The 10436-nt window shown below is 71.0% G+C and carries 10 protein-coding genes and 1 pseudogene; 4 read left to right on the forward strand and 7 right to left on the reverse strand.

Features of this window, described 5'->3' with window-relative positions:
• The 3 genes and pseudogenes from ACFVYN_RS07920 to ACFVYN_RS07930 form a co-directional block, all read left to right on the forward strand.
• Positions 1–403, forward strand: a pseudogene (locus tag ACFVYN_RS07920) (hypothetical protein); the annotation flags it as partial.
• Positions 404–489: 86 nt separating this feature from the next.
• The gene (locus ACFVYN_RS07925; protein ID WP_389994089.1) at positions 490–1302 is read left to right on the forward strand and encodes a thioredoxin domain-containing protein; all 813 of its coding nucleotides are present in this window, start codon (positions 490–492) and stop codon (positions 1300–1302) included.
• Between the two features lie 91 nt (positions 1303–1393).
• Positions 1394–3055: an alkaline phosphatase D family protein gene (locus tag ACFVYN_RS07930; protein WP_389994092.1), complete on the forward strand. Its 1662-nt coding sequence runs from the start codon at positions 1394–1396 to the stop codon at positions 3053–3055.
• 7 nt (positions 3056–3062) lie between these two features.
• On the opposite strand, the gene ACFVYN_RS07935 is transcribed toward ACFVYN_RS07930, so the two are convergent.
• Positions 3063–3632: a dienelactone hydrolase family protein gene (locus ACFVYN_RS07935; RefSeq protein WP_389994095.1), complete on the reverse strand. Its 570-nt coding sequence runs from the start codon at positions 3630–3632 to the stop codon at positions 3063–3065.
• A gap of 117 nt (positions 3633–3749) precedes the next feature.
• On the opposite strand from ACFVYN_RS07935, the gene ACFVYN_RS07940 reads away from it, so the two are divergent.
• Positions 3750–4871 carry a mechanosensitive ion channel family protein gene (locus ACFVYN_RS07940; RefSeq protein ID WP_389994097.1) on the forward strand — a complete coding sequence of 374 codons (1122 nt, stop codon included), beginning with the start codon at positions 3750–3752 and terminating at the stop codon, positions 4869–4871.
• A gap of 33 nt (positions 4872–4904) precedes the next feature.
• On the opposite strand, the gene ACFVYN_RS07945 is transcribed toward ACFVYN_RS07940, so the two are convergent.
• The 6 genes from ACFVYN_RS07945 to ACFVYN_RS07970 form a co-directional block, all read right to left on the reverse strand.
• On the reverse strand, positions 4905–5645 hold the full coding sequence (locus tag ACFVYN_RS07945; RefSeq protein WP_389994100.1) for an SDR family NAD(P)-dependent oxidoreductase: 741 nt from the start codon (positions 5643–5645) through the stop codon (positions 4905–4907).
• A 52-nt stretch (positions 5646–5697) separates the two neighbouring features.
• Positions 5698–7272 (reverse strand): Na+/H+ antiporter, encoded by a 1575-nt coding sequence (locus ACFVYN_RS07950; RefSeq protein WP_389994103.1) that lies wholly within the window; start codon positions 7270–7272, stop codon positions 5698–5700.
• Positions 7273–7365: 93 nt separating this feature from the next.
• Positions 7366–7836, reverse strand: a complete 471-nt coding sequence (locus ACFVYN_RS07955; protein ID WP_389994105.1) for a GNAT family N-acetyltransferase — start codon at positions 7834–7836, stop codon at positions 7366–7368.
• Positions 7833–8777: an RluA family pseudouridine synthase gene (locus ACFVYN_RS07960; RefSeq protein WP_389994108.1), complete on the reverse strand. Its 945-nt coding sequence runs from the start codon at positions 8775–8777 to the stop codon at positions 7833–7835. Before ACFVYN_RS07960 ends, ACFVYN_RS07955 begins: the two co-directional genes overlap by 4 nt.
• Before the next feature lie 43 nt (positions 8778–8820).
• Positions 8821–9396, reverse strand: a complete 576-nt coding sequence (gene lspA / locus ACFVYN_RS07965) for a signal peptidase II (protein WP_389994111.1) — start codon at positions 9394–9396, stop codon at positions 8821–8823.
• A 61-nt stretch (positions 9397–9457) separates the two neighbouring features.
• Positions 9458–10285 (reverse strand): TraR/DksA C4-type zinc finger protein, encoded by an 828-nt coding sequence (locus tag ACFVYN_RS07970; RefSeq protein ID WP_389994114.1) that lies wholly within the window; start codon positions 10283–10285, stop codon positions 9458–9460.
• Positions 10286–10436: the final 151 nt, after the last annotated feature.

A 10436-nucleotide genomic window follows, 5' to 3' on the forward strand; every position in this document is an offset into this window, starting at 1 on the left:
CGCCCGGGGCCCCAAATCCCGGGGGGGGGGCGCCCCGCCCCACTTTGGGGGGGGGGGGGGGGGGGGGGGGGGGGAGGGCACCGACCCCGGCCGGCTCGGCGGTCTGCTCGCCCACGCCGACCCGCAGACCGCCTGGCTGCTGCTGGGCGCCCATGTCTGCGTGGGCCTGCTCGCGGCCGCCTGGCTGCGCCGCGGCGAGCGGGCCCTGGCCCAGCTGCTGCGGGCCGTGGCCGCCACGACCTTCCGGCCGCTTCTCCTCGCGGCCGCCGCGCTGACCGTGCGGTCGGCGCCGGAACCGGCCCGCCCGGTGCGCCCCGGCCGCCGTACGGCCGCCGTGTTCGACGAGATCCTCGTGCACTCCCTGGGACGGCGTGGACCGCCGTGCCCGACCGCTGTCGCCTGAACCGGACAGCGTCCGAGCACCACCAGTCCCGACCTACGTATCCCCGCACACGACGTGTGCGCGTCCCCTTGATGGAGAACACCACCATGAGCAAGCGGAACAGCCAGGCCTCGAAGAGCGCCGCCCGTGAGCGGCTGCGGCAGGAGCGCGAGCGCCAGACCAAGCGCGACAAGGTCAAGCGGCAGGTCATCGTGGCCTGCTCCGTCGTCGGCGTCCTGGCGATAGCCGGCGGCATCGGCTACGCGGTCGTCCAGGCCAACAAGCCCAGCTACTGGGAAGCGGCCAAGAACGACAAGCTCGTCAAGCCGGCCAACAGCACGGGCACCAACGGCACGACGGTCGTCATCGGCAAGAGCACCGCCAAGAAGACCCTGGTCATGTACGAGGACCCGCGCTGCCCCATCTGCGCCCAGTTCGAGCAGACGGTCGGCTCGACCGTCGACAAGGACGTCGCGGACGGCAAGTTCAAGCTCCAGTACGTCGGCGCCACCTTCCTCGACGGCAACCTCGGCGGCGAGGGCTCCAAGAACGGCCTCAGCGCCCTCGGCGCCGCGCTGAACGTCAGCACCGACGCGTTCCTGAAGTACAAGACCGCGATGTACACCACGAAGTGGCACCCCGCCGAGGACACCGACAAGTTCAAGGACGACTCCTACCTCATCAAGATCGCGCAGACCGTCCCGGAGCTGAAGGACAACAAGACCTTCCAGAACGCCGTGAAGAACGGCACCTACGACAAGTGGGCCCTGGACATGTCCGACAAGTTCAACAAGGACGGGGTGACCGGCACGCCGACCCTGATGATGGACGGCAAGAAGGTGACCGGTTCCGATGGCAAGAACGCGCCGATGACCGTCGCCGACTTCAACACAGCGCTGGAGGCGGCCCTGAAGGGCTGATCCCGGCGGATCCAGGCGTTCAGTCAAAAAGCGGGCGAACTTTTGGGAGTTCGCCCGCTCTCGTTCATACCGATCAGTAACCTGATCGGCCGTGACCAGTCGATACAGAGCATCCGAGCACCCCAACTCCCTGTCACCGCGCCGCCGTACGGTCGTCAAGGCCGCGGCGGCCGGCGCCGTCCTGGCCGGACCGCTGGCCGCCGCCCTGCCGGCCCGGGCCGCCGACGAGGCCCCCGCCTTCCTGCACGGCGTGGCCTCCGGCGACCCGCTCCCGGACGGCATCCTGCTGTGGACCCGGGTGACCCCGACCGCCGAGGCCGTGCCCGGTTCCGGGCTCGGTCCGGACACCGAGGTCGGCTGGGTCGTCGCCCGCGACAAGGCCTTCACCACCGTCGTCGCCAAGGGCTCCGTCACCGCGACCGCCGCCTCCGACCACACCGTCAAAGCGGACGTCCGCGGCCTCGCCCCCGCGACCGACTACTGGTTCCGCTTCTCGGCCGGCGACACCGACTCCCCGGCGGCGCGCACCCGCACCGCGCCGGCGGCGGACGCGGTCGTCACGAACCTCCGCTTCGGCGTGGTCTCCTGCGCCAACTGGGAGGCCGGCTACTTCTCGCCGTACCGCCACCTCGCGGCCCGCGGCGACCTGGACGCCTGGCTGCACCTGGGCGACTACATCTACGAGTACGGCACCGGCCAGTACGGCACGCGCGACACCGTCGTACGGCAGCACGCGCCGACCCACGAGATACTCACCCTCGCCGACTACCGGATCCGGCACGGCAAGTACAAGACGGACCCGGACCTGAAGGCCCTGCACGCGGTCGCCCCGGTCGTCGCGATCTGGGACGACCACGAGTTCGCCAACGACGCCTGGTCGGGCGGTGCCGAGAACCACACCGAGGGCGCGGAGGGCGCCTGGTCGGCCCGTCAGGCAGCCGCCAAGCAGGCCTACTTCGAGTGGATGCCGGTACGCCCGGCGATCGCGGGGACCACCTACCGCCGGCTGCGCTTCGGCAAGCTCGCCGACCTCTCGCTGCTCGACCTGCGGTCCTTCCGCTCGCAGCAGGTCGCCGTGGGCAACGGCTCGGTCGACGACCCGGACCGCACGATCACGGGCCGCGCCCAGCTGGACTGGCTCAAGGCGGGGCTGAAGTCCTCCGACACGACCTGGCGGCTGGTCGGCAACTCCGTGATGATCTCGCCTTTCGCGATCGGCTCGCTCTCCGCGGACCTGCTCAAGCCGCTCGCCGAGCTGCTGGGCCTGCCCAAGGAGGGCCTCGCCCTCAACCCCGACCAGTGGGACGGCTACACGGACGACCGCCGCGAACTCCTCGCCCACCTGCGCTCCAACGCCATCCGCAACACCGTCTTCCTGACCGGTGACATCCACATGGCGTGGGCCAACGACGTGCCGGTGGACGCCGGTACCTACCCGCTGTCGGCCTCGGCCGCCACGGAGTTCGTCGTCACGTCGGTGACCTCCGACAACCTCGACGACCTCCTGAAGGTCCCCGAGGGCACGGTCACCGCGCTCGCCGCGCCGGTCATCCAGGTCGCCAACCGGCACGTCCACTGGGTCGACACCGACCGCCACGGCTACGGCGTCCTGGACATCACCGCCGACCGGGCGCAGATGGACTACTACGTGGTGTCCGACAAGACGAAGCAGAACGCGACCTCCACGTGGGCGCGTTCGTACCGCACGCGGACCGGCACGCAGAAGGTCGAGCGAACGTACACGCCGGTATAGAGCCGCTCTAGAGGCTGTCGAGGAAGCCGAGGGCCACCCGCCAGGTGGCCTCGGCGGCCTCCTCGTCGTAGTCCGGCAGGTCGGGGTCGGTGTAGAGGTGACCGGCCCCGGCGTACCGGTAGATCTCGACGTCGGCGCCGGTGCGGCCCATCTGGAGATACCAGGCGCTCAGCCAGTCGTCGGTCTCGAACGGGTCGGGCTCGGCCACGTGCAGCTGGACCGGCAGCTCGTCCGCGGTCACGTTCGGTGCGATGTCCGACGTGCCGTGCAGGAGCAGCAGTCCGCGGGCCTTCTCGTCGCCGAGAGCGAGGGTCTGCGCGATCGAGGCGCCGAGCGAGAAACCGGCGTAGACGAGGCCGCGCTCGGAGTAGGGGGCGGCGGCCAGGACGGCCCGCTTGAGCAGTTCGTCCTTGCCGATCCCTTCGTTGAAGGCCATGCCCTCCTCGACCGTCTCGAACGTGCGCCCCTCGAAGAGGTCCGGCGTCCACACCTCGTGCCCGGCCTCCCGCAGCCGGTCGGCGGCCTGACGGACGGCGGGCCGGAGGCCGTAGGTCGAGTGAAAGAGCATGATGTTCATGAGGCCATGGTGCCAGCCCCCTCCGACAGTGCCGTTCCACACATCGCGGCGGCCGTACCCACTTCGCGGTCGAAGTCACATGTTCATGCCCGACCCGGGCCGGTTAGGTTCGGGGTCATGGAGAACGTACTCCGCCCACTGATCGTGGTCGGCGGCTCGGTGCTGCTCACCCTGCTGATCGGATGGGCGACCGACCGTTTGCTGCGCAAGGCCGACGACCGCCACAGCGAGACCCCGCTGTGGGGTCTGCTGCGCCGTGGCCGCATCCCCTACATGCTCGTGCTGTGCGCCGCCATGCTGAGAGGGGCGTACGACGAGGCGCGGCTGGCGCAGCGGCACAACGCCGGTATCGGGCAGATGCTGACGCTGATCCTGATCGGGGCGACCGCCTGGCTGGTGATCCGGATCGCCGCCGCCATCGTGGAGACGACGTACACCCGCTACGCGCGCGCCCACCACGACGCCGCCCGGGTCCGCCGGGTGCGCACCCAGGTGACGCTGATCACACGGGTGGTCGCCGCGGTCGTCGGCGTGATGGCGGTGGCCGCGATGCTGCTGACGTTCCCGGCGATGCGCGCGGCCGGTGCCTCGCTGCTGGCCTCGGCCGGAATCCTCGGCATCGTCGCCGGTGTGGCCGCCCAGTCGACGCTCAGCAACATGTTCGCCGGACTGCAGATCGCCTTCGGCGACATGGTGCGCATAGGCGACACCGTGGTGGTGGACGGCGAGTGGGGCACCATCGAGGAGATCACCCTGACCTTCCTCACGGTGAGGACCTGGGACGAGCGCCGGATCACCATGCCGGTGTCGTACTTCACCTCGAAGCCGTTCGAGAACTGGTCGCGCGGCACCCCGCAGATGACCGGCATCGTCTACTGGCACGTCGATCACACGGCCCCGGTGGATCTGATGCGCGAGCGGCTGCGGGACATCCTGCGCGAGTGCCCCGCCTGGGACGGCCGCGACTACGGCCTCGCCGTCACCGACACCACCCCGAACACCATGCAGGTGCGTGCCCTGGTGACCGCCAAGGACGCCGACGACATCTGGACGGTACGGGTCACGGTCCGCGAGCAGATGCTCCGCTGGCTCACCGACAACCACCCGTACGCCCTGCCCCGGGTCAACACGGCGGACGCGACACTGGCCCCGGGATTCCGGTCGCGGAACGGCCACCGGCCGGAGAGCAACAACTCCGACGGCGCGGAAGCCCCACGAATCGGCACCGGCCGCGGGTAGGTCCGTCACGGCGACCGCCCAGAGGGCTTCCGGTCACCTGCCGCGCTCTGCCCCGCCGTTGACCTGCACGATCTGCGACGTCACGTGACCGGCGCCCGGGGAGGCCAGCCAGTGCAGGGTGGCCGCGACATCCCCGGGCGTCCCCGCCCGCCCCGTCGACGTGTCATTGATGAGCCGCTCCCGCCGCGCGGGGTCCATCGCCGCCCCGAAGAACTCGGTGTCCTCGACATACCCCGGCGCGACCACGTTCGCGGTGATCCCCCGCGGCCCCAACTCCCGGGCCAGATCATGGGCGTACGGATGCAGCCCCGCCTTCGCCGCCCCGTACGCCCCGCTGCCGGACCCCCGGTACGCGGCGATGGAGCTGACGAACAGCACCCGCCCGCCCGGTGAGGCGAGCCGGTCGCGCAGTCCCTCGGTGAGGAGCGCGGCAGTCAGCAGGTTGAGCCGGAAGTTCACGGTCCAGTCGTGCGCGACGGCGTCGAGGGGATCGGAGCTGTGGGCGGGCGGTTCGAGCTGGCCTGTGCCTCCGGCGCTGTGGATCAGCACGTCCACGGTGCCGAGTTCGCGCTCCACAAAGGCGACGACCCCGCGCACCTGGTCGACGTCACCGAGATCGGCGGCGTACGTCAATGCCCCGGGCACCCCGGCCTTCTCCAGCACCTCGGCACGCCGCCCGAGCAGCAGCACCCGGTCCCCTTCCGCGGCGAACACCTGTGCCGCCGCGCGTCCGATTCCCGTACCGCCACCGCTGATCACCACATTGCGAGCCATAACCGCAGCCTACAAAGGCGTACTTGGGGTGGTCACCCCGGTTTCCGCGGACTCACCGCAGACTGCGGACGTCCAGGTGCCGCAGCACCCGGTCCACGACCTCGGGGTCGGCCCCCGGTTCGCTCCGCGCCGCCAGCACCTCGTGCCGCGCCGCGCTCAGCAGCTCGCCCTGGATGCGCCGCATCCGCTTGAGCCGCCGCCGGGCCTCGCGCCGCTCCTCGTCCCCCATCTCGGGATGGATCCGCACGCCGATCTCGAACGCCCGCCGCAGCATCTGCTCGGACAGCTCCTCCGGCAGCTCCTCCACGGTCTCGATCTCCCGCAGCCGCCGCTTGGCCGCCTTCGCCGCCCGGACCGCGAGGGCCTTCTCGAACTCCTTCTCCCGCTCGGTGTCGGCGCGCACTCCCAGCCGCTTCACCAGCCACGGCAGGGTCAGCCCCTGGAGCACCAGTGTGGCCATGATCACCCCGAACGCGATGAAGACGATCTCGTCCCGGTCGGGAAAGCCCGCCCCCGAGTCGGTCTCCAGCGGAATGGCCAGCGCCAGCGCCACCGACGCCACGCCCCGCATCCCGGACCACCACATGATGACGGTCTCCCGCCAACTGGTCGGGATCTCCTCGTCGTAGTCCCGTTTGGCGTGCATCCGCTTGGTGAGCCAGGTGGCCGGCATCAGCCACGCCAGCCGTACGAGGACGACCGCGGCCACGATCGCCGCGGCCCAGCCGAGCATCTCGCCCCAGCGCCCGGACGCGGTCCGGATCGCGTTGTGCAGTTCGAGCCCGATGAGCCCGAAAGCCACGCCGGTGACGAGCGTGTCGACGATGTCCCAGAAGGTGTGCCCGGCCAGCCGGGTCATCACGTCGTCGGCGTCGGAGCCGTACTCGGCGAGGAACAGGGCGGTGGTCAGCACGGCGAGCACACCGGAGCCGTGGAGCTCCTCGGCGAGCACATAGGAGGCGTACGGCACGAGCACCGTCAGCCCGATCTGGAGGGTGGCGTCGCCCAGCAGATCCATCAGCTTGTTGGCGCCCCAGCCCAGCACGAGGCCCACAGCGACGGCGACCACGGCGGAGAGCACCAGTTCGAAGACGGCCTCGCCGGGCTTGAACGAGCCGCTCACCGCGGCGGCGACGGCCACGTGGTAGAGCACGATCGCCGTCACGTCGTTGAAGAGCCCCTCGCCCTCCAGGATGGACACCAGCCTGCGGGGCAGCCCGAGTTGGCCGGCGACGGCGGTCGCGGCGACCGGGTCGGGCGGGGCGACCAGCGCGCCGAGTGCGACGGCGGCGGCGATCGGCAGCCCCGGCACGATCGCGTGGGCGACGACGGCGACACACAGGGTGGTCACGAAGACGAGCGCGACGGCGAGCAGGAAGATCGGCCGCTTGTTGGCCGCGAACTGGCGCCAGGAGGTGCGCCGCACCGCCGCGTAGAGCAGCGGCGGCAACAGGATGGGCAGGATCAGCTCGGGCGGGATGTCGACATTCGGTACGAAGTCCAGCACCGCGAGCACTATGCCGAGCAGGGTCATCAGCACCGGCGCCGGCAACCCGAACCGGTCCCCCACCGGGACACTGATCAGAGCCCCCAGCAACAACACGAACAACAGGGCCAACTGATCCACGGTCAGGACTCCGGGGCAGATCGACGAACCAACGGTCCCTTCAGTCTGCCCGCAAAACGCCCGAACCCTCCCGACCGCCGCTCCCGCGGACCGTCAGAGAACCCGCCGCATGGCCCGGTGCGGTATCCCCGCGTCCGGGAACTCCGGCCCGTACGCCACGTACCCGAGCCGCTCGTAGAACCCCAGCGCATGCGTCTGGGCGTGCAGGTCCACAGCCGTCAGCCCACGCGCGCGTGCCGCCTCCTCGACGGCCCGTACGAGCGCGGCCCCCACCCCGAGCCCGCGCGCCTCCCGGGTCACGGCAAGCCGCCCCAGCGACCCCACCGACGCGTCACCGCCGGTCTTCCCGGCCGCCGCCTCGCCGAACAGCAGCCGCCCGGTCCCGAGCGGCACCCCGTCCTCGCGCACGGCCAGCACATGCACCGCTACGGCGTCGTAGGCGTCGTACTCGATGTCCTCGGGCACGCCCTGCTCGCCGACGAAGACCTCCTTGCGCACCGCGAAGCAGGCCTCACGGTCGGCGGGGTCCTCGGCGACCCGCACCGCGTACGCGTGCGTGCTCACCCGTAGGTCTCCTCGCGCACCAGGTCCAGGGCCTGCTGGAGGTCCTCCGGATAGCCGCTCGCGAACTCCACCCACTCCCCGTCCCCGGGGTGCTCGAAGCCGAGCCGCACCGCGTGCAGCCACTGCCGGGTCAGCCGCAGCCGCTTGGCGAGCGTCGGGTCGGCGCCGTACGTCAGGTCGCCGACGCAGGGGTGCCGGTGGGCCGCCATGTGGACGCGGATCTGGTGGGTGCGCCCGGTCTCCAGCTTCACATCCAGCAGGGAGGCCGCGCGGAACGCCTCGATGAGGTCGTAGTGCGTGACGGACGGCTTGCCCTCGGCGGTGACCGCCCACTTGTAGTCGTGCTGGGGGTGGCGGCCGATGGGCGCGTCGATGGTGCCGCTGGTCGGGTCCGGGTGGCCCTGGACGAGCGTGTGGTACCGCTTGTCGACCGTGCGCTCCTTGAACTGCCGCTTGAGCGAGGTGTACGCCCGCTCCGACTTCGCCACGACCATCAGGCCCGAGGTGCCCACATCGAGCCGGTGCACGATGCCCTGGCGCTCGGCGGCACCGGAGGTGGAGATGCGGTACCCGGCGGCGGCGAGCCCGCCGATCACGGTCGTCCCGGTCCAGCCCGGCGACGGGTGCGCGGCCACCCCGACCGGCTTGACGATCACGACGATGTCGTCGTCGTCATGGACGATCTCCATGCCCTCGACCGGCTCGGCGACGAGCTGCACGGGCGCGGGCGCCTGCGGCATCTCGACCTCCATCCAGGCCCCGCCGTGCACCCGCTCGGACTTCCCGACCACCGACCCGTCGACCGTGACCTTCCCCGAGGCGGCGAGCTCGGCCGCCTTGGTACGGGAGAAGCCGAACATGCGGGAGATGGCGGCGTCGACACGCTCGCCCTCCAGGCCGTCGGGCACGGGCAGGGTGCGGATCTCGGGAATGGTGCTCACCCGTCGAGTATGCCGGACGGGTGAGACAGCCCCGACCGCGCGCTCAGTCCTTGTGGACGGTCCCGTCCGGATCGAGGCCCTTGAAGGACAGCAGCACGATCAGGATGCCGCCGCACACGATCGCCGAGTCGGCGAGGTTGAAGACCGCGAAGTGCTTGGGCGCGATGAAGTCGACGACCGCGCCCTCGAAGACGCCGGGCGAACGGAAGAGCCGGTCGGTGAGGTTGCCGAGCGCGCCGCCGAGCAGCAGCCCGAGCGCGATCGCCCAGGGCAGGCTGTAGAGCTTGCGGGCGAGCCGGGCGATGACCACGATCACAGCCGCCGCGATCACCGTGAAGATCACGGTGAAGGCCTCGCCGAAGCCGAAGGCCGCGCCCGCGTTGCGGATCGCCTCGAGCTTCAGCCAGTCACCGGCGACCTCGATCGGCTCGTGATGCTCCAGCCTGGCGACCACGAGCATCTTGCTGACCAGGTCGAGGGCGTACGCGAAGGCGGCCACCGTGAACAGCACCGCGATACGGCGCCTGCCCCTGGGCCGCGCCGTCTGGTGCTGCTCCGGCTCGGCCCCCGCCGTCTCTGGGGTATCCGGCGTACCGATGATGCGCTCCGCCTCTGCCACGTGAGTCCCTCGACCTAGGTACCTGACTGAGGACGAGGGTACGACACGCCTCCCAGGACCCTCAGTACCGGCGTTCCTGCTTCTGCTTGCACTCCACGCACAGGGTTGCCCGGGGGAAGGCCTGCATGCGTGCCTTGCCGATGGGATTGCCGCAGTTCTCGCACAGGCCGTAGGTGCCGGCGTCGAGACGCCCCAGGGCGCGTTCGGTCTGCAGGAGCATCTCGCGCGCGTTGGCCGCGAGGGCCATCTCGCTCTCGCGCGTGATGTTCTTTGTCCCGGTGTCGGCCTGGTCGTCGCCCGCGCCGTCCCCGGAGTCCCGCATCAGCCCCACCAGGGACTCCTCGGACGCGGAGATCTCGGTGCGCAGCCGCAGAGCCTCGGCCGTCAGCTCCGCGCGGGCCTCCTCGACCTCTTCGGGCGTCCACGGATCCTCACCGGGGCGCACCGCGAGTTCGCCGGGCTCCACCGCGGCGACACGCGCGTTGGGTAGGGCTGTCTTCGCCGCTGTGGCCGTGCCAGGGGTCTTCTTCGCAACCACCGTCGTGGCTCCCGTCTGCTTCGCGGTCTTCGCCGCGCCCGCCTTGTGGGCCGTGCTCTTCCCGGCCGCCCTCTTCTTGAGGGTCTTCTTCCCGGAGGTGCCCTGCCCGGCGTCCCCCTTCGGGACCCCGGCCTCCGTGGCGACCGTCTCCTCGACCGCGGTGTCCTCTCCGACGGTCTTCTTCCCCACGGCCTCGCCCACAGCCGTGTCCGTGGCCGCGCTCTTCGTCACGTCCGGGTTCTTGGAGGCGGTCTTCGTCGCGGCCGGATCCTTGCCCGTGCCCTTCGTGACGCCTGTGCGCTTGGCCGCGGCCTTCGTCGCCGGCGTGTTCTTGTCCGCGCCCTCCGCCACGCCCGGGCTCCTGGCCCCGGCCACGTTCTCGGCGGCGGTCCTCGTCGCAGCCGTACTCTCGACCGCCCTCTTCGTCGCGGACGTGCTCCTGGAGGCGTCCTTCGTCGCGGGCGTGCTCTTGGCCGCGGCCTCCGTCGCACCCGCGCTCTTG

Source organism: Streptomyces sp. NPDC058307, from assembly GCF_042880295.1.
GTDB lineage: Bacteria > Actinomycetota > Actinomycetes > Streptomycetales > Streptomycetaceae > Streptomyces.

Excerpts from the sequence above, each read along its gene's own strand:
- ACFVYN_RS07945 (WP_389994100.1), bottom strand. The coding sequence starts at position 5,645 with ATGGCTCGCAATGTGGTGATCAGCGGTGGCGGTACGGGAATCGGACGC.
- ACFVYN_RS07935 (WP_389994095.1), bottom strand. The coding sequence starts at position 3,632 with ATGAACATCATGCTCTTTCACTCGACCTACGGCCTCCGGCCCGCCGTC.
- ACFVYN_RS07940 (WP_389994097.1), top strand. The coding sequence starts at position 3,750 with ATGGAGAACGTACTCCGCCCACTGATCGTGGTCGGCGGCTCGGTGCTG.
- ACFVYN_RS07925 (WP_389994089.1), top strand. The coding sequence starts at position 490 with ATGAGCAAGCGGAACAGCCAGGCCTCGAAGAGCGCCGCCCGTGAGCGG.